Raw genomic sequence first — 16,767 nt, forward strand, 5'->3', positions numbered from 1 at the left:
CGCCTCCGGCAAAAATTACCTGGCGCATTAAAGATTTGCCCGCTAGATTCCAGCCCAGACATGCTTTTTCGAGACGCCACCATGAGCAAAAACCCTGATCCTTGCGAATCGCTGTTGCTGGACAACCAGCTGTGCTTCGCCCTGCACTCTACTTCATTGCTGATGACCAAGGTCTACAAGCCGCTGCTCCAAGCCATCGGCCTGACCTACCCGCAATACCTGGCCATGATGGTGCTGTGGGAAGAGGATGAATTGACCGTCAGCGAAATCAGCAGCCGCCTACTGACGGACCCAGGCTCCATGACGCCACTGCTCAAGCGCCTGGAAGCCGAGGGCCTGCTCAGCCGTACCCGCAGCCGCGAAGATGAACGAGTGGTAGTCGTGGAACTGACCGACACCGGGCGCGCCTTGCAGGAGAAGGCCAAGGATGTTCCACAATGCATCCTGGGCGCCAGCGGGATGGCGCTGGAGCAATTGCGCAAGCTGCAAGGAGACCTGATCGCGTTGCGCGCCAATCTGCAAACCAGCCTCTGACGCAACGCACACCTAAAAAGTGGGAGCTGGTTTGCCTGCGATGGCCATAGGTATCTACACAACTTCGGCACGACGCTAAATCTGTGGCGAGGGAGCTTGCTCCCGTGACGGCCTGGCAGCCGACACAGATATAACTGATGCCCCCGCGATCCAAGGTGGGAGCTGGCTTGCCTGCGAAGACGGCCTGACAGTCAACACAGTTGGACCGTGTACATATCCATTCCTGCGGTAACGGCCACTTAGGGTTCCGCTTTTACAGCGGCTCACTTTTGAAAAGCCGGAATGCCGGCCCAGACAAAAGTAAGCAAAACGCTCTTGCCCCACCACTCGGCACCTCGCCCAGGCTCGGTGTGCCCGTAATCCGCCAGCGTGGTTTAACGGGGCGCCTAAGATCAAAGCAGATCAAGATAAAGAGCGGCTCGCTTCGCATCGTGGTTACCGTTGAGCTAACAGAGTTATGTAGATACCTATGCTGCGATTGCGGTACATCATTCAACAATGCATTGACTGACACACCGCAATCGCAGGCAAGCCAGCTCCCACTTTTTGCTCTGCGGTGCCCTCAAATTTTTCAATCAGCCAAAAAACTGAAAAATTAACTTGCGCACTAAACATTAGCGCTATACATTCGCCTCACCAACTACTTAGCGCGCAAATGTTTAGCGCTAAACATACAGAGGAACGCCCCATGCAAACGCTCTATACCGCAGTAGCCACCGCCACTGGCGGCCGTGATGGTCGCGCCGTTTCCAGCGACAATATCCTCGACGTCAAACTGTCGACTCCCAAGGAGTTGGGTGGCGCCGGTGGCCAGGCCACTAACCCCGAGCAATTGTTTGCTGCCGGCTACTCCGCCTGCTTTATCGGCGCACTGAAATTCGTTGCCAGCCAGACCAAACGCAAAATCCCGGATGACGCTTCGATCACGGCCCACGTTGGCATCGGCCAGATCCCTGGCGGCTTCGGCCTGGATATCGACCTGCATGTCAGCCTGCCGGGCCTGGCCCAGGATGACGCGCAAAGCCTGGTCGACGCCGCGCACCAGGTCTGCCCGTACTCCAACGCCACCCGTGGCAACGTTGATGTGCGCTTGCATGTAACGGTCTGAAAAACAGACGCCCATGAAAAAGCCCGACTCAAAGTCGGGCTTTTTTCGTATCGCCGGGGCCAGAATTACTTCTTGGCGCGACCTTTGTACGAACCACCTTCACGGGTGTCGATCTCGATCATGTCGCCGATTTCGATGAAGTCTGCAACGCTCAGCTCGGTACCGTTCTTCAGTTTGGCAGGCTTCATCACCTTGCCGGAAGTGTCACCGCGAGCGGAACCTTCGGTGTAGTCAACCTGACGCACGATGGTGGTCGGCAGCTCTACGGAAACCAGGCGATCTTCGAAGAAGATAGCTTCGCAGACGTCTTCCATGCCTTCTTCGATGAACGGCAGAACGGCTTCGATATCTTCAGCGTTCAGCTCGTACATGGTGTAGTCGGTAGTGTCCATGAACGTGTAGGTGTCGCCGCTGATGAAGGACAGGGTCGCTTCTTTGCGGTCGAGGATTACGTCGTCCAGTTTGTCATCGGCGCTATAGACGATCTCGGTCTTGTAACCGGTCAGCAGGTTCTTCAGCTTGGTCTTCATGATTGCGCTGTTACGACCAGACTTGGTGAACTCAGCTTTCTGAACCAGCCAAGGGTCGTTTTCGAGACGGATCACTGTACCGGGTTTCAGTTCTTTACCAGTTTTCATTGCGTATATCCGAAATTTGGATGGGATTGACAAAAATCAAGGTGGCGTATCATATCCAACTTTCATAAAACTGTACCAGCGCCGTCGCAAGATCGGCCTGCAAGCCTTGTTCCAGACACCACTTCTCAGCGTGCTGGGTGACCTCGGGCCAGTGTTCCAGCAGCATTTTCCAGGACTGTGCCATATCGCCATCAGCGTTCCAGGCTTGCCAGAGCGTGACGACGGCAGCCTTGGCGGCCGGTGAAAGTGCGGCAGTGTACAGTTCCAGGAAGGCATCGAGCTTGTCCAGGTGGATGTCTTCGTCCTGGCGGTAGATGTGCCATAGCATTGGCCTCCCCGCCCACTGGGCACGCACGAACGAGTCTTCGCCCCGTACGGCGTTGAATTCGCAGCACCATAGCAATCGGTCATATTGCTCCTGACGCACGAATGCAATGACCTGAACGGTCAGCGCGCCGCGCACCTGAATGTCTCCCGCCGACAAACTGCTCACCCCCAGCCAGCGTTGCACATCCCCCAGAATGCGCCCTTCCGGCACCAGCAAGTGCGTCCCACGCCCATCGGCTGCCAGCACGTCCAGCCAACCGGGCAACCCGTCATTCTCATAGGCAAACAGCGACATCAAACGCGCGCCGGCCGTCGGAGCAACACCCAGGCTTTGCAGGAACTGTTGCTGCGCGGCGGCGTCCTGCTGAAATGCCCGGCGTCGCTCCAACAAGCCGGCTTCACGCAACAGGCCGCCGGTGCCAGGGCGAAACCCGGGGAAGAAAAAGTATTTCTGCACGCCTTTGTACTTCACCGAAGGCAAGCGATGACAACCCACCACCCAGTCTTCAGCGCTGAGGTAATCCAGGTTCATCCACAATGGCACACGCTCACGCTCGGCCATGCAGTCCATGTACTCAGGCGGTAGCTGGCAGGCGAACGCAGCAATCACCACATCGGCCGGGTGCGCGCCTGGCCATTCGGCCGGCCAGTGACGCACTTCGACGCCCTCTTGCCATTGCTGGCCCACCTGCACATCAATGTCCGGGCACATGCGTTCGAAGGCCCGCAGGTCATCGACCCACAAGCGCACGTCACAGCCATGCTCCACCACCAACTGCCGGGCCAAGCGCCAGGTCACGCCGATGTCGCCGTAGTTGTCGACGACACTGCAAAAAATATCCCAGCGGGCTTTCATTCCGGGCTCCATCAATCAAAGGTTCGATTGTCCGCATAAATGCGTGGATGCAGAAGGCTTGATCGCGATTATTCTGCACGGAGGCTGTGCGACAATCACCGTCATGCCGTCAATGCCTGCCAGGAGGCTCTTATGTCTGACCGTCCGTTATCGCTGCTCAAACTCTGCATCGCGATTGCCGCAGGCGTGTGGCTAGGGTTTATCGCCATTGCGCTGACCACCTGGCTGGCGTCTCGCTACCTGTTCCCCCAGAGCCTGGCGCCGGTGGCACAGGCGGTTCAGCAATTGGGCAAACCGGCGATGGTTGAGCCGCAGCCACCGAACCGTCTGTTCGAACAGTACCAACAAAACCTGCAAAAACAGGCACAACAACAGGCCCTGGACCAGGCCCGAAGCAACGCGCGTAACCTGTCCAACCCCAAATGCCAGTTCTGGCTGCAACAAGACCAGAACGCCCCCAATGAAAAGACGCGGGCCAATGTCCTGCAATTCTGCGATTGATGCCAAATACCGCCATGAATAAACACGCCGTGCTCCAGTTGATCCTGGAAAAGCTCACCGTCGACCTCGACATCGTCCAACGCGCCGCGCAGACCGCCTACGAAACCGCGACCCACGAAGAAAACATTGCCGAGAACAAATACGACACCCTCGGCCTGGAGGCTTCGTACCTGGCCACCGGGCAAGCCCGGCGAGTGGAGGAGATCAAGCAATCGCTGGTGCTGTGCCAGCAACTGCAGCTACGTGCATACGATGATCGACGCGGGATAGAGATCGGCACGCTGGTGGGCCTGGAAGACGAGGACGGCCGCCAGCAATGGCTGTTCCTGGCGCCGGATGCAGCGGGTTTGAAAGTGGATGTGGTCGGGCAACCGGTGACTGTCATCACGCCGCGCTCGCCGTTGGGTAAAGGTCTGTTGGGCAAGCGTATCGATGAAGAGGTGGAGATTCTGGTGGCCGGCGCTCGGCAGTACTTTACGGTTACCGAGGCCAGATAACCTGCAGCTTCCCTGTAGGAGCGAGCTTGCTCGCGAAGGAACGCAAGGGCGCCACATACAACCTGGCACCCCGCGTTAACGTTGGCGATCTTCGCGAGCAAGCTCGCTCCTACAAGGTCACCGCGGTCAGTGGACGGGCAATTCAACGCCGTCAAACAACTCTTCCAGCTCTTGCTTGTTGTGGCACTGGATCGCCTTGGCCATCACTTCACGGGTCAGGTGCGGTGCGAACTTCTCGATGAAGTCGCACATGAAGCCGCGCAGGAAGGTACCGCGGCGGAAACCGATCTTGGTCACGCTGGACTCGAACAGTTCGCTGGCATCCAGCACCACCAGGTCTTTGTCGAGGTTGGTGTCGACCGCCATCTTGGCGACGATCCCGACGCCCAGGCCCAGGCGCACATAGGTCTTGATCACGTCGGCATCGGCAGCGGTGAACACCACCTTGGGCGTGAGGCCGCGATGGCTGAACGCTTCGTCGAGCTTGGAACGCCCGGTAAAGCCGAACACGTAGGTCACGATCGGGTATTCAGCCAAGGCTTCCAGGGTCAGCTTCGGCAGCTTGGCCAAAGGGTGCCCCTGGGGCACAACCACGCAGCGGTTCCAACGGTAGCAGGGCATCATTACCAGGTCGCCGAACAATTCCAGGGCCTCGGTGGCGATGGCAAAATCGACAGTGCCGTCAGCGGCCATCTCGGCAATCTGCATCGGCGAACCCTGGTGCATGTGCAGCGCTACGTCCGGGTATTGCTTGATGAAATCACGGATCACCGGCGGCAATGCATAGCGCGCCTGGGTGTGAGTGGTGGCGATCGACAAGGTGCCTTTCTTCTCGTTGGAGAACTCCTGGGCGATCTGCTTGATGCTTTCGACTTTACGCAGGATCTCGCCGGCGGTGGTGATGATGCGCTCGCCGGCTGGAGTGACGCGGGTCAAGTGTTTGCCGCTGCGTGCGAAGACTTCGACGCCCAACTCGTCTTCGAGCAGGCGGATCTGCTTGCTGATACCAGGCTGCGAGGTATAGAGGCTTTGAGCGGTAGCGGAAACGTTGAGGTCGTGGTGCGCCACTTCCCAGATGTAGCGCAGTTGTTGAAGCTTCATATGAATCCCTCAAAGCAGATAGACGCCACGGTATCAGCGACGGTATATAACTATATTAAAGGTTTAACGGATAAATCTAGAACTTTTTATCGTTTTTACCGATCAACTATCGTCACTGCGCCGACGCTGCAGCGACGGCACCAGGTAAACCGGCACCGGGGACAACTGCAACACCCGTGCGGCGGTACGCCCAAGGGGGACGGCCACGCCGGTCGCCTGGCTATGACTGCCTACGACCAGCAAGTCGACGGACAGTTTTCGCAACTGGTCGAGAATCACCTCGCAAGGGTCCCCCTGGATAACCTTGACCGAGCGAATCCATTGCAGGTCCTGCTCCCCTTCCTCCCACTCCTCGCGAAAGCTGTCCAGCACGCGCTGTTCAATCGTCGCCATCACCGTGCTCAGCCCCTTGCTCTGCCATTCGCTCAAGGCGGTTTCATCAAGGTAGCTCTGCAACACCGATTCGGCGAACAAGCCAATGGGCTCGACCACGTGGATCACATACAGGTCAGCCTTGAACGTTCGCGCCAGCGCCACTGCATGTTGCATCACATAGGGTGCATACAGACCGAGGTCCGTGGCAAACAGCATCGAGCGAATCATAAAACCTCCTGGACTGCCAGGATGGCGGGAATTGAATGAGCTTAGCAGCTAGCTCTCGGTCTGGATTCTCAACTCATTGCTGATGCCATGGGGCACGTGCCCGGTGGCCACTACCTCCCTGGCTTTCTCGCAATGGCCGGCCTGGTCATCGAAAAACACATCGGCGGCAAAGGCTTCCAGAAACGCGGATTTTTCCAGGCCACCGAGGAACAGCGACTCGTCCAGGCGGATATCCCACTCGCGCAACGTGCGGATCACGCGTTCATGGGACGGTGCCGAACGTGCGGTGACCAACGCGGTACGGATCGGGCAGGCCTCATCGGCAAACTCGCGTTGCAACAGGTTCAGTGCCGCCAGGAAGCCCTTGAACGGACCTCCGTGCAAAGGCTGGCGCGCCGACTCTCGCTCGCTGGCCTGGAAGGCTGCCAGCCCGCCGGCCTGGTAGACACGCTCGGACTCATCGGAGAACAGCACGGCATCGCCATCGAATGCGATGCGCAGCTCTTCGCTGGAAGCGCGGCGCGGGCCGCCGGACAAAATCGTCGCGGCCGCAAACCCGGCATCGAGGGCGCTGCGCACATCTTCAGCATGGGTGGAGAGAAACAGATGACAACCGAAGGCGGCCAAATAGGGATAGGGACTACGCCCGCCTACGAAAGCGGCGCGGGAAATATCCAGGCCGTAATGCTGGATCGAGTTGAACACCCGCAGGCCGGTATCGGCACTGTTGCGCGACACCAACACCACCTCGACCCGCGCACGCCCCAGGCTGGCATTCAGGCTCAGCAGCTTCTTGACCAGCGGGAAGGCATCGCCAGGCTCGAGGGTTTCTTCCTCGTGCTCGATCTGGTATTTGCGGTAAGCCTCGACCCCTTCAGCCAGATAAACCTTGTGGCTGTCACTCAGGTCGAACAGCGCTCGTGAGGAAATCGCCAGCACCAGTTTGTCAGCCAATCCCTTCACCATGGTAGTTCCCCCCAATCAGCGGTTGTGCCGATCAATAAAACTCAAGGCCTGATAGAGCGCCTGCATGCGTGGCAGTTCGCAACCGGCCGCTTTGGCAGCGGCCAAGGGGCGGGCGTAGATGGCCGCCAGCTCCAGCGGCCGCTTGTGCAGATGGTCGTGGTACATGCTGGGCAGGTAGTCGTCCATGGTTTCTGTCATGGCGAACATCTGCCCAGCGTAACTGGCAGGAATTTCATGCCCGCAGGCATGAGCGCCCTGCACCACCTCGGCCATCAGCGCCTGGATCAACTCGCGGCTGGACTCATCGGCCATCATGGCCGTGGTGCCCGTGCCCAGCAACACAGAGAGGCCGTTGAACGGCACGTTCCAGACCAGCTTGTGCCAACGCGCCAGATGCACATTGGCCATGGCCTGGGACTCGATGCCAGCTTGATGAAACAGCCCGGCGCCGGCTTCGACAATCGCCTGTTGCCGCACCTCATCGTTGGCCGCCGTGCCACTGTGATAGCCCAGGTTGACCCGGCCCAGCGCCTGATGCTCGACCACACCGGGGGCCGAGCGGTGCACACCGATGTAGCACAGGCCGCCCAACAGATGTAGCGACGGCGGCAGGTGTTCACGCAGGCTGTCTTCCACATCGAGGCCGTTTTGCAAGAGCACCACTTTGGCGTCCGGCGCCGCCACCTGGGCGATGGTTGGCGCCAAGTCCACATTGCCGGTGGACTTGGTGCCCACCAGTAGCCAGTCGCACGGCGGCATGTCGGCGGCGCTGGCATAGGCCTGCACCGGATGCAGGTGCAGTTGCCCATGCACCGTACTGTTGACGTGCAGGCCATGCCTGCTCACCGCGGCATATTCGCTGCGCAACAGGAAATGCACATCGAAGCCGGCACGCGCCAGCATCAGTCCGTAGTAACCACCAATGGCACCGGTACCGATAATGCCAATGCGTGGCGACGGGGCTGCAACTGCTGTCATGGCAAATCCTCTGGTATTCGATTGAGCGCCTGGTTTACGCATTCAGCGAGGTCGGATGCTGTAAGACGTGCCTGTAATTGCCCAAGGAATTGACCCTCGCACACCAAGAACAACGCCGGCAAATGAAAGATCTGGTAGCGTTCCACCGCACCGCCGTTGTGCCCGGCATCCACCCAGCACACGCGGTCCACCGGCAAGTGCCAGCCAGGCAACTGCTGGCGTGCCCAGCGGCAACTGGCACAACCGACACTGGTGAACACTACCAGCGAAATACCTGGCAATCCCAGCAATTGCTGGTCAATATCCAGGTCGGTCAATTCCAGTTCCTTCACTATACTGCTGCCATTGCCGTCAACTGGACGGCGCTCGGAGTCCGTGTACATGGGTCGTTTTTTACCTCACCCTGATGATGTCGCTGTCGAGTTGATCCAACGTCCCTCTCCCGCCCTGCCCCGCCAACGCCTGCACACTATCGGCCGCGGCGGCGTCGCCTGCAATTGGCCACGTGCCTGGCGCGCCGGCACGGCGGTTGATCTGCATATCCCTTCCCTGGGGCCCAGCGCCCGTTATCCGGGCTATGTCGCCTGGTGCCGCAAAGTCGAACAGGGCTATCGCATCGGTATTTGCTTTACCGATGAACACGCCTTGTTCGGTGCGCGAATGGGTGAGCAAGTGTGCCAGATCGAGCGTTACTGCCGCCTGCACGAAGATGCCGAGCCAACGCCTGCGCAACTTGAAGCCATGGCCCGTGACTGGGTGTCGCGCCATGCTGGCGAGTTCTCCCATGAGGCGATTGTGCAGCCAGCGCTGGATTAAACCGGGCTTTGCCCATTGTCGCGGGCCCGTGTTACGCGCTAAGGTTCCTCCCCCCTGCATTCAAATCATGCTGTGCCCGCCGCACGGGGATAGCTGGCGGCCGGCACCCGTGACCCTGGCGAGTAACACGATGGCTGATTTACCGATCAATGACCTTAACGTTGAATCCAACGAGACCCTGATCACCCCCGATCAGCTCAAGCGCGAAATCCCCCTGAGCGACGCTGCCCTGCAGACCGTCACCAAGGGCCGCGAAGTCATCCGTGACATTCTCGACGGCACCGACCACCGCCTGTTCGTGGTGATCGGGCCCTGCTCTATCCACGACCTCAAGGCCGCCCACGAATATGCCGAGCGCCTCAAGGTGCTGGCGGCAGAGGTGTCCGACACCTTGTACCTGGTCATGCGCGTGTATTTCGAGAAACCGCGTACCACCGTCGGCTGGAAAGGCTTGATCAACGACCCATACCTGGACGACTCCTTCAAAATCCAGGATGGCTTGCACATCGGTCGCAAGCTGCTGCTGGACCTGGCTGAAATGGGCCTGCCCACCGCAACCGAAGCCCTCGACCCGATCTCCCCGCAATACCTGCAGGACCTGATCAGTTGGTCGGCCATCGGCGCACGTACCACCGAATCCCAGACCCACCGCGAAATGGCGTCCGGCCTGTCCTCGGCCGTAGGCTTCAAGAACGGCACCGACGGCGGCCTGACCGTGGCGATCAATGCGCTGCAATCGGTCTCCAGCCCTCACCGTTTCCTGGGTATCAACCAGGAAGGCGGCGTGTCCATCGTGACGACCAAGGGCAACGCCTACGGTCACGTGGTGCTGCGTGGCGGCAATGGCAAGCCGAACTATGACTCGGTCAGCGTCGCATTGTGCGAACAGGCACTGAACAAGGCCAAGATCAAGCCAAACATCATGGTTGACTGCAGCCACGCCAACTCCAACAAAGACCCGGCGTTGCAGCCGCTGGTGATGGAGAACGTTGCCAACCAGATCCTGGAGGGCAACCAGTCGATCATCGGCTTGATGGTCGAGAGCCATTTGAACTGGGGTTGCCAGGCAATTCCAAAAGACTTGGCCGATTTGCAATACGGCGTGTCGATCACCGATGCCTGCATCGACTGGTCGGCCACTGAGACCACCCTGCGCAGCATGCATGCCAAACTCAAGGACGTGTTGCCCCAGCGCAAACGCACCTGAGCCAATACCTGTTTCGCGCACACAAAAACGCCGGGCCAAGCCCGGCGTTTTTTATTGGCAACTGGTCAGTTACAACTTCGCAGCATGGCGCTGGTGGCGCTCCATATAGCGTTCGACATAGGAGCATGAGGGGATCACCGTGTAGCCAGCCTCTTCGGCAAACTTCAAGGCTTCCTCGGTCAATGCAGCCGCAATGCCTCGCCCCCGCAGTGCGTTGGGCACGAAGGTGCGATAGATATCCAGGGTCTGCTTCCCGAGGTCCATGTAGGTCAGGTAGGCACGATGACCGTCCACATTGGTCTCGAACTGATGACCAGCCTGGTCATGGTGGATGGACAACGACTCGCTCATCACTACTCCTCGCGGGTCTGAATTAACGACCCTACCTTACCGATGTTTTTCCGGCGAAGGAACATCTACGCCACCCCGTGCCGGTTTCGACAGCGAGAAAACCGTGAGCGCTCACAACCAGCACATAGGGAATAGTAGGCACCAATCCTGAAATTGCTCAAGGCGCACTCGTCATCCCCTGCCGCTGGTGGATATAGAAAGGGCCTCGATCAACCGGTGACCGATAGCCTGAACATTGCCGGCAGTTGAACCTTGAGACGAACTGGCGCACTTAAAGTCACCTCTAGATGCGCGAAAGATGCCTTGCGCAGTAAAGCCAAGCGCAACCAAAGTGCCCCGCTTCGTTATATAAAATTTCATCTGTTTACAAGGCTTAACACATGCGGGCCGGCCCTTTCAGCCTGGATCCAATGTTCGTCGAGGTGCAAAAATCTGGACAGTTTTCATACAGACCGCCAAAAGATTAGCCAAAATAGATTCGGCACAAGAATTTTTTTTGCTTCTTGCGCAACGTCAGTTTACTTACTACAAGTAATGGGTAGTATGTACGCCGGCTATTAGCTCACTCTGAGAAAGTAGCCATTAAATTGAAAGTCCTTGAAGGGGAACACGATGAACAACGTTCTGAAATTCTCTGCTCTGGCTCTGGCCGCAGTTCTGGCTACCGGTTGCAGCAGCGTCTCCAAAGAAACCGAAGCTCGTCTGACTGCAACTGAAGACGCAGCAGCTCGCTCCCAGGCCCGTGCAGACGAAGCCTACCGTAAAGCTGATGAAGCTCTGGCTGCTGCTCAAAAAGCACAACAGACTGCTGACGAAGCTAACGAGCGCGCTCTGCGCATGCTTGAAAAAGCAAGCCGCAAGTAATAATCCTTCGGGGTTGTTATCAAGCCGATCCATTTATGGGTCGGCTTTTTTTTGCCTTTGATTTGGCATGTGGGAGCGGGCTTGCTCGCGAAAGCGGTGGATCAGTCAACATCAATGTTTGCTGGGCCGACGTCTTCGCGAGCAAGCCCGCTCCCACAGGGATATTCGCTCAGGCTTATTATTGAAGATCGAGCGGGGTGCTGGACGCCACAGGTGCGCCGCCTGGCACTCCAATTTCAGTCGGCAAGCCATCCTCGGCGGCGACCACATCACGCACCTGGTCCCAGTTGACGCGCAGGTTATTGGACAGGTCTTCGCGCTTGAGCAACGCATTGATGACAGCGGTGTGCTTGTCGACCACCGATGGCGTACCGTCATCGTTCAACGGCGTGTGAGCCTCAAGGTAAACCTTGCCACCACTGCTGCCGAACTTGTACGCGTCATTGATGATGCGCACTGACGTGCCTACCGGCACCATGCCCGCCATTTCCAACACGTTGTTATTGAACATGCGGAAGCAGCCGTGGCTGGTGCGCGTGCCGATACCAAACTTCATGTTGGAGCCGTGAATCAGGTAACCCGGCGTGCCCAGGGTGAACTTGAAGGGCCCCAGCGGGTTGTCCGGGCCGGCAGGCACCACGTTGGGCAGCGGGTCACCGTTGGCGGCGTGCTCGGCCTTGATCGAGGCCGGTGGCGTCCAGGTCGGGTTCGGCGTCTTGGCGATGATACTGGTATGGGCGATCGGCGAACCCCAGCCTTCCCGGCCAATGCCCAAGGGGAAGGTATAGACGACGTTTTGGCCTTTGGGATAGTAGTAGAGCCGGTATTCCGCCAGGTTGATCACAATGCCTTCCCGCGGCCCGGGCGGCAGGATAAAGCGTGTCGGCAGCACAATCTCGGTGCCCGCACCTGGCAACCAGGCATCGACACCCGGGTTGGCCGCAACCATTTCCGAATAGCCCAGGTCGTAGGTGGTACCAAGGTCGGCAAAGGTGTCTTCGTACTTGGCCTTGATCACTTGGACCTGGCCAACAATGTCCTCACCGGGCGGCGGCAAGGGCAACTGCAAGGCCGCCGCCGAACCCGCCGCACAAAGCGCAGCAAGAGACAGGCAGCAGGTGACGACGGAAAGGCGCGACAACATCCGGAAAATCCTTCGCAAGACGACGGGTGGGGAAAAATTGATTGTATACGGCTTCGCAGTGCCAAGCTTCAAGCTGTTTTACAGCTCGAAGCGCAGCTCCGGCCAGATCGGAGGCGTGCCGCGCTTTTGCGATTCGAGAATTGCCCGGCATAACGGGCAGAGTCGCTGGTCTTGGAAAATCGAGCGGTTGACCGATGACCAGCGTGGCTGTGCCGGCAATAGAGTGCCGCAGAGCGTGCGATCGATCGAGCCGCCCAGTTCCAATTGACGCGCCACCAAATGCACCCGCACTTCCTGGCAGGCGAACAGGTCCAACTGCTCGTCCGGCTCGATCAGTTGGTAGTTAAACAGGGACCAGGCAGGGCGCGACATCGAGGGCTCCAAATCGGGGGGGCGCCACCTTAGCCGAAAGCCTGCCGGTAGAAAAGCGTCATAACAGCGGTTTTAGCGTTGGCCAGACATTTTCCAGCAACTTGTCTTGCGCCGCGACTGCCGGGTGTAGCCCGTCAGCCTGCATCAACTCCGGATGGCCACCCACGCCCTCGAGGAAAAACGGCACAAACGGCACCTTTTCTTTCTGTGCCACATCACCGAATACCTTGGCAAAGGCTTCGACATAGCGCTTGCCGTAATTGGGCGGAATCTGCATGCCCAACAGCAGCACCTTGGCGCCGCTGTCCCGGGACTGCTGGATCATCGAAGCAAGATTTTGTTGCAATTGCGCAGGCGGCTGGCCGCGCAACCCATCGTTGCCACCCAACTCGATCACCACAACGTCCGGTTTGTGCGTTGCAAGCGCCGCGGGCAGCCGCGCGAGGCCTCCCGCGCTGGTGTCGCCACTGATGGAAGCATTGACCACCTTATCTTCAAAACCCTCCTGCTTGAGCCGTTGTTCCAGCAACGCGACCCACCCTTTGCGGGTATCCAGGCCGAAACCGGCACTGATACTATCGCCAACGATCAGGACTGTACCCGCCGCTGCGTTCTGGGCCATGCACATCAAGGCCAGGCCAGCACTCAAAAACCACACTCGCATCGGATTCTCCATGGGCGCAAGCATTCTCACCGCGCGAAACCTTAGCAAAGTGGTTCCCAGCGCGGAAGGTGAACTGACTATCCTGCACGAACTGAGCCTGGAACTGAACAAGGGCGATAGCCTGGCTATCGTCGGCAGCTCCGGTTCCGGCAAATCCACGCTACTGGGCCTGCTGGCCGGCCTCGACTTGCCCAGCAGCGGCGAAGTCACCCTGGCCGGGCAAGCCCTGAGCACCCTCGACGAAGACCAGCGCGCACGCATCCGTGCCGAACATGTGGGCTTCGTATTCCAATCCTTCCAATTGCTCGACAGCTTGAATGCACTGGAAAACGTGATGCTGCCGCTGGAGCTGGACGGTCGCCAGGACGCCCGCGAGCGAGCCAAACACCTGCTGGAGCGCGTAGGCCTGGGCCAGCGCCTGACCCACTCGCCCCGTCAGCTGTCCGGTGGCGAACAACAACGCGTGGCGATAGCCCGCGCGTTTGCCGCCGAACCGGACGTGCTGTTTGCCGACGAGCCCACCGGCAACCTCGACAGCCATACTGGCGAGCGCATCAGCGATCTGCTGTTCGAGTTGAATAAAGAGAGCGGTACGACCCTGGTACTGGTCACCCACGACGAGCGCCTGGCCCACCGTTGCCGACGCCTGATCCGCCTTGAAGCCGGCCTGATGGTCGCGCCCCTGGAGCCTTGATGGCACGTTTGCCGCTATTGCGTCTGTTCAGCCTTGCCATGCGTCAGTTACTGCGCGATGCCCGCGCCGGCGAATTGCGCGTGCTGTTCTTTGCCCTGCTGGTGGCCGTGGCTGCAAGCACCGCCATCGGCTACTTTGGTGCGCGCCTCAACGGCGCCATGCTGCTGCGCGCCACCGAATTCCTCGGCGCCGACCTGGTGCTCGAAGGCAGCTCGCCGGCCCGTACCGAGCAAATCAAATCCGGGACCGAACTGGGCCTGGATCACGCTCGTATCGTGGAGTTCTCCAGCGTTATCGCCACCGATAATGGCATCCAGCTCTCCAGCATCAAGGCGGTCAACGAGCAGTACCCCTTGCGCGGCGAGCTTAAAAGCAGCACCGAGCCATTCGGTACGCAAACCCCTGGCGGTGGTCCCAAACCCGGTGACGCCTGGGTGGAAGCACGATTGCTGACGGCGCTGGGCCTGAAAATCGGCGACAGCATCGATGTCGGCATGAAGACCCTGCGCCTGGCGCGCATCCTGACCTACGAGCCCGACCGGGCCGGGAACTTCTACAGCCTCACGCCCAGGGTCATGATCAACCTGGCGGACCTGGACGCCACCGGTGTCGTCCAGCCAGGCAGCCGTGTGAGCTACCGCGAACTATGGCGTGCGCCACAAGGCAGCACTGCGCTGCAAACCTATCGCGACCTGGTCAAACCGGGCCTGGCTGCCAACCAGCGGCTGCAGGACTCCCGCGATGGCAACCAGCAAATCGGCGGCGCGCTGGGCAAGGCCGAACGTTACCTGAACATGGCCAGCCTGGTGGCCGTGCTGCTGGCTGGCGTGGCCGTGGCGCTGTCGGCCAACCGATTCGCCAGTCGACGTTTCGATGCCAGCGCGTTGTTGCGCTGCCTGGGCCTGTCGCGCCGTGAAGCCATGCTGCTGTTCAGCCTGCAACTGAGCGTGCTGGGCTTGCTGGCAAGCCTGGCCGGCGCCCTGCTCGGCTGGCTGGCGCAATTTGGCCTGTTCTACTTCCTGCACGACCTGCTGCCCGCCGACGTACCGCCAGGCGGGTTGCTGCCGGCTGTCGCCGGGATCGGCACCGGGCTGGTGGCCCTCGCCGGCTTCGCCCTCCCGCCGCTGGCCGCACTGGGGCGGGTACCACCGCTGCGGGTATTGCGCCGCGATTTGCTGCCTATTCCTTCAAGTACTTGGATGGTCTACGGCGCGGCACTGTTTGCCTTGGGCCTGATCATGTGGCGCCTGAGCCTGGACCTGGTATTGACCTTCGCATTACTCGGCGGCGGTGTAGTCGCTGCGCTGCTCCTGGGTGGCTTGCTGCTGTTGTTGCTACAGAGCCTGCGGCGGTTACTGGCTCGCGCCTCCCTGCCGTGGCGCCTGGGCCTGGGCCAATTGTTGCGTCACCCGTTGGCGGCAGCGGGCCAATCCCTGGCCTTTGGCTTGATCCTGTTGTCCATGGGGTTGATCGCGCTGTTGCGGGGCGAATTGCTCGACACCTGGCAAAACCAGTTGCCCAAGGATGCGCCCAACTACTTCGCCCTGAATATCCTGCCAGCCGACAAGGACGCCTTTGGCGCCCGCCTGCTGGACGTCCAGGCACAAGCAGCGCCGCTCTACCCGGTGGTGCCAGGGCGCCTGATCAGCATCAATGGCGAACCCGTGCAGGAGATTGTCAGCAAGGACTCCAGTGGCGACCGTGCCACTCAACGTGACCTGAGCCTGACTTGGGCGGCCGACTTGCCAGCGGGTAACGTCCTGACGGCAGGTACCTGGTGGTCGGCGCAACCCACTGACGGGGTTCCTGGCGTGTCGGTGGAAGCCAAAGTGGCCGAGAGCTTGAAGCTCAAGCTCAACGACCATCTGTTGTTCACCATCGGCGGGGAAAATCGTGAAGCGCGGGTCACCAGCCTGCGTACCATCAACTGGGATAACTTCCAGCCCAACTTCTTCATGATTTTCCAACCGGGCACCTTGAAGGATCTGCCAGCGACCTACCTGACCAGCTTCTACTTGGCTCCCGGCCATGACCAACAGATCGTCGACCTGTCACGGGCCTTCCCGGCGGTCACTATCCTGCAGGTCGAGGCCCTGCTGGAGCAGTTGCGCAGCATCCTTGCCCAAGTAACGCTGGCAGTCGAATACGTGCTGTTGTTTGTCCTCGCGGCGGGCATGGCGGTGTTGTTCTCTGGCCTGCAGGCCACCCTGGATGAACGAATCCGCCAAGGTGCATTGCTACGCGCCTTGGGTGCCGAGCGTAAGTTGCTGGTCAAGGCCCGACGCATTGAGTTCGGCCTGCTGGGCGCCGTCAGCGGCTTGTTGGCGGCACTGGGCACCGAACTGGTGACCTGGGTGCTGTACCGCTATGCATTTGACCTGGCGTGGCATCCCCACCCGTGGTTGTTACTGCTGCCCGTAATCGGTGCCTTGCTGATTGGCGCTGCCGGGGTATTTGGCACGCGCCGCGCACTGAATGCCAGCCCGCTGACCGTTCTGCGCGAAAGCTGACCCCCGATGGCGCGTACTCTGCCAAGGGTACGTGCC

The 16,767-nt window shown here is 59.7% G+C and carries 20 protein-coding genes; 9 read left to right on the forward strand and 11 right to left on the reverse strand.

Annotated elements, in window-relative coordinates; genetic code table 11:
• Window positions 1–81: 81 nt before the first annotated feature.
• Together FXO12_RS09060 and FXO12_RS09065 are read left to right on the forward strand one after the other, a co-directional pair.
• The gene (locus FXO12_RS09060; RefSeq protein ID WP_034127142.1) at window positions 82–534 is read left to right on the forward strand and encodes a MarR family winged helix-turn-helix transcriptional regulator; all 453 of its coding nucleotides are present in this window, start codon (window positions 82–84) and stop codon (window positions 532–534) included.
• Between the two features lie 688 nt (window positions 535–1,222).
• The gene (locus FXO12_RS09065) at window positions 1,223–1,642 is read left to right on the forward strand and encodes an organic hydroperoxide resistance protein (RefSeq protein ID WP_034126737.1); all 420 of its coding nucleotides are present in this window, start codon (window positions 1,223–1,225) and stop codon (window positions 1,640–1,642) included.
• A gap of 65 nt (window positions 1,643–1,707) precedes the next feature.
• Here FXO12_RS09065 and FXO12_RS09070 read toward each other — a convergent pair whose 3' ends face one another.
• Complete coding sequence (locus tag FXO12_RS09070) at window positions 1,708–2,280, reverse strand: elongation factor P (RefSeq protein WP_032892737.1); 573 nt, start codon at window positions 2,278–2,280, stop codon at window positions 1,708–1,710.
• A gap of 49 nt (window positions 2,281–2,329) precedes the next feature.
• Window positions 2,330–3,463, reverse strand: a complete 1,134-nt coding sequence (earP, locus tag FXO12_RS09075; protein WP_054920155.1) for an elongation factor P maturation arginine rhamnosyltransferase EarP — start codon at window positions 3,461–3,463, stop codon at window positions 2,330–2,332.
• A gap of 132 nt (window positions 3,464–3,595) precedes the next feature.
• On the opposite strand from earP, the gene FXO12_RS09080 reads away from it, so the two are divergent.
• Together FXO12_RS09080 and FXO12_RS09085 are read left to right on the forward strand one after the other, a co-directional pair.
• The gene (locus FXO12_RS09080; RefSeq protein WP_054920156.1) at window positions 3,596–3,964 is read left to right on the forward strand and encodes a hypothetical protein; all 369 of its coding nucleotides are present in this window, start codon (window positions 3,596–3,598) and stop codon (window positions 3,962–3,964) included.
• A gap of 14 nt (window positions 3,965–3,978) precedes the next feature.
• A complete protein-coding gene (locus FXO12_RS09085) occupies window positions 3,979–4,461 on the forward strand; it encodes a GreA/GreB family elongation factor (protein WP_057976734.1) in 483 nt (160 codons plus the stop codon).
• 126 nt (window positions 4,462–4,587) lie between these two features.
• On the opposite strand, the gene cysB is transcribed toward FXO12_RS09085, so the two are convergent.
• From cysB to FXO12_RS09110, 5 genes are all read right to left on the reverse strand, one after another.
• Window positions 4,588–5,562 (reverse strand): HTH-type transcriptional regulator CysB, encoded by a 975-nt coding sequence (gene cysB / locus FXO12_RS09090; RefSeq protein WP_003189876.1) that lies wholly within the window; start codon window positions 5,560–5,562, stop codon window positions 4,588–4,590.
• Between the two features lie 102 nt (window positions 5,563–5,664).
• Window positions 5,665–6,165, reverse strand: coding sequence for a universal stress protein (locus FXO12_RS09095; protein ID WP_034126733.1), 501 nt, complete (start codon window positions 6,163–6,165; stop codon window positions 5,665–5,667).
• Between the two features lie 48 nt (window positions 6,166–6,213).
• Window positions 6,214–7,131 carry a 5'-nucleotidase gene (locus FXO12_RS09100; RefSeq protein ID WP_034126732.1) on the reverse strand — a complete coding sequence of 306 codons (918 nt, stop codon included), beginning with the start codon at window positions 7,129–7,131 and terminating at the stop codon, window positions 6,214–6,216.
• Window positions 7,132–7,146: 15 nt separating this feature from the next.
• The gene (locus FXO12_RS09105) at window positions 7,147–8,109 is read right to left on the reverse strand and encodes a putative 2-dehydropantoate 2-reductase (protein ID WP_057976649.1); all 963 of its coding nucleotides are present in this window, start codon (window positions 8,107–8,109) and stop codon (window positions 7,147–7,149) included.
• The gene (locus FXO12_RS09110) at window positions 8,106–8,492 is read right to left on the reverse strand and encodes a hypothetical protein (RefSeq protein WP_034126730.1); all 387 of its coding nucleotides are present in this window, start codon (window positions 8,490–8,492) and stop codon (window positions 8,106–8,108) included. The genes FXO12_RS09105 and FXO12_RS09110 overlap by 4 nt, the downstream gene beginning before the upstream one ends.
• Here FXO12_RS09110 and FXO12_RS09115 point away from each other — a divergent pair.
• Together FXO12_RS09115 and FXO12_RS09120 are read left to right on the forward strand one after the other, a co-directional pair.
• Window positions 8,491–8,925, forward strand: coding sequence for a hypothetical protein (locus tag FXO12_RS09115; RefSeq protein WP_057976648.1), 435 nt, complete (start codon window positions 8,491–8,493; stop codon window positions 8,923–8,925). The genes FXO12_RS09110 and FXO12_RS09115 overlap by 2 nt on opposite strands.
• A 130-nt stretch (window positions 8,926–9,055) precedes the next feature.
• On the forward strand, window positions 9,056–10,132 hold the full coding sequence (locus FXO12_RS09120; RefSeq protein ID WP_003189871.1) for a 3-deoxy-7-phosphoheptulonate synthase: 1,077 nt from the start codon (window positions 9,056–9,058) through the stop codon (window positions 10,130–10,132).
• A gap of 69 nt (window positions 10,133–10,201) precedes the next feature.
• On the opposite strand, the gene FXO12_RS09125 is transcribed toward FXO12_RS09120, so the two are convergent.
• Window positions 10,202–10,483 (reverse strand): GNAT family N-acetyltransferase, encoded by a 282-nt coding sequence (locus tag FXO12_RS09125; RefSeq protein WP_160049605.1) that lies wholly within the window; start codon window positions 10,481–10,483, stop codon window positions 10,202–10,204.
• Between the two features lie 612 nt (window positions 10,484–11,095).
• Here FXO12_RS09125 and oprI point away from each other — a divergent pair.
• Window positions 11,096–11,347 (forward strand): outer membrane lipoprotei OprI, encoded by a 252-nt coding sequence (gene oprI / locus FXO12_RS09130; RefSeq protein ID WP_003172710.1) that lies wholly within the window; start codon window positions 11,096–11,098, stop codon window positions 11,345–11,347.
• Between the two features lie 178 nt (window positions 11,348–11,525).
• Here oprI and FXO12_RS09135 read toward each other — a convergent pair whose 3' ends face one another.
• The 3 genes from FXO12_RS09135 to FXO12_RS09145 form a co-directional block, all read right to left on the reverse strand.
• Window positions 11,526–12,491, reverse strand: coding sequence for a L,D-transpeptidase family protein (locus FXO12_RS09135; RefSeq protein WP_019820319.1), 966 nt, complete (start codon window positions 12,489–12,491; stop codon window positions 11,526–11,528).
• Between the two features lie 78 nt (window positions 12,492–12,569).
• Window positions 12,570–12,863: a hypothetical protein gene (locus FXO12_RS09140; RefSeq protein ID WP_003189866.1), complete on the reverse strand. Its 294-nt coding sequence runs from the start codon at window positions 12,861–12,863 to the stop codon at window positions 12,570–12,572.
• Between the two features lie 58 nt (window positions 12,864–12,921).
• Complete coding sequence (locus FXO12_RS09145; RefSeq protein WP_057976646.1) at window positions 12,922–13,527, reverse strand: arylesterase; 606 nt, start codon at window positions 13,525–13,527, stop codon at window positions 12,922–12,924.
• 10 nt (window positions 13,528–13,537) lie between these two features.
• Here FXO12_RS09145 and FXO12_RS09150 point away from each other — a divergent pair, with 10 nt between their 5' ends.
• Window positions 13,538–14,221: an ABC transporter ATP-binding protein gene (locus FXO12_RS09150; protein ID WP_003189864.1), complete on the forward strand. Its 684-nt coding sequence runs from the start codon at window positions 13,538–13,540 to the stop codon at window positions 14,219–14,221.
• Window positions 14,221–16,731 (forward strand): ABC transporter permease, encoded by a 2,511-nt coding sequence (locus FXO12_RS09155; protein WP_057976644.1) that lies wholly within the window; start codon window positions 14,221–14,223, stop codon window positions 16,729–16,731. Before FXO12_RS09150 ends, FXO12_RS09155 begins: the two co-directional genes overlap by 1 nt.
• The last annotated feature ends 36 nt before the right edge of the window (window positions 16,732–16,767 follow it).

Source organism: Pseudomonas sp. J380, assembly GCF_009827115.1.
Classification (GTDB): Bacteria; Pseudomonadota; Gammaproteobacteria; order Pseudomonadales; family Pseudomonadaceae; genus Aquipseudomonas; species Aquipseudomonas paracarnis.

What these genes read in the sequence shown, in the direction of transcription:
- FXO12_RS09060 (WP_034127142.1), top strand. Translation starts at nt 82, where the DNA reads ATGAGCAAAAACCCTGATCCTTGCGAATCGCTGTTGCTGGACAACCAG.
- FXO12_RS09065 (WP_034126737.1), top strand. Translation starts at nt 1,223, where the DNA reads ATGCAAACGCTCTATACCGCAGTAGCCACCGCCACTGGCGGCCGTGAT.
- FXO12_RS09070 (WP_032892737.1), bottom strand. Translation starts at nt 2,280, where the DNA reads ATGAAAACTGGTAAAGAACTGAAACCCGGTACAGTGATCCGTCTCGAA.
- earP (WP_054920155.1), bottom strand. Translation starts at nt 3,463, where the DNA reads ATGAAAGCCCGCTGGGATATTTTTTGCAGTGTCGTCGACAACTACGGC.
- FXO12_RS09080 (WP_054920156.1), top strand. Translation starts at nt 3,596, where the DNA reads ATGTCTGACCGTCCGTTATCGCTGCTCAAACTCTGCATCGCGATTGCC.
- FXO12_RS09085 (WP_057976734.1), top strand. Translation starts at nt 3,979, where the DNA reads ATGAATAAACACGCCGTGCTCCAGTTGATCCTGGAAAAGCTCACCGTC.
- cysB (WP_003189876.1), bottom strand. Translation starts at nt 5,562, where the DNA reads ATGAAGCTTCAACAACTGCGCTACATCTGGGAAGTGGCGCACCACGAC.
- FXO12_RS09095 (WP_034126733.1), bottom strand. Translation starts at nt 6,165, where the DNA reads ATGATTCGCTCGATGCTGTTTGCCACGGACCTCGGTCTGTATGCACCC.
- FXO12_RS09100 (WP_034126732.1), bottom strand. Translation starts at nt 7,131, where the DNA reads ATGGTGAAGGGATTGGCTGACAAACTGGTGCTGGCGATTTCCTCACGA.
- FXO12_RS09105 (WP_057976649.1), bottom strand. Translation starts at nt 8,109, where the DNA reads ATGACAGCAGTTGCAGCCCCGTCGCCACGCATTGGCATTATCGGTACC.
- FXO12_RS09115 (WP_057976648.1), top strand. Translation starts at nt 8,491, where the DNA reads ATGGGTCGTTTTTTACCTCACCCTGATGATGTCGCTGTCGAGTTGATC.
- FXO12_RS09110 (WP_034126730.1), bottom strand. Translation starts at nt 8,492, where the DNA reads ATGTACACGGACTCCGAGCGCCGTCCAGTTGACGGCAATGGCAGCAGT.
- FXO12_RS09120 (WP_003189871.1), top strand. Translation starts at nt 9,056, where the DNA reads ATGGCTGATTTACCGATCAATGACCTTAACGTTGAATCCAACGAGACC.
- FXO12_RS09125 (WP_160049605.1), bottom strand. Translation starts at nt 10,483, where the DNA reads ATGAGCGAGTCGTTGTCCATCCACCATGACCAGGCTGGTCATCAGTTC.
- oprI (WP_003172710.1), top strand. Translation starts at nt 11,096, where the DNA reads ATGAACAACGTTCTGAAATTCTCTGCTCTGGCTCTGGCCGCAGTTCTG.
- FXO12_RS09135 (WP_019820319.1), bottom strand. Translation starts at nt 12,491, where the DNA reads ATGTTGTCGCGCCTTTCCGTCGTCACCTGCTGCCTGTCTCTTGCTGCG.
- FXO12_RS09140 (WP_003189866.1), bottom strand. Translation starts at nt 12,863, where the DNA reads ATGTCGCGCCCTGCCTGGTCCCTGTTTAACTACCAACTGATCGAGCCG.
- FXO12_RS09145 (WP_057976646.1), bottom strand. Translation starts at nt 13,527, where the DNA reads ATGCGAGTGTGGTTTTTGAGTGCTGGCCTGGCCTTGATGTGCATGGCC.
- FXO12_RS09150 (WP_003189864.1), top strand. Translation starts at nt 13,538, where the DNA reads ATGGGCGCAAGCATTCTCACCGCGCGAAACCTTAGCAAAGTGGTTCCC.
- FXO12_RS09155 (WP_057976644.1), top strand. Translation starts at nt 14,221, where the DNA reads ATGGCACGTTTGCCGCTATTGCGTCTGTTCAGCCTTGCCATGCGTCAG.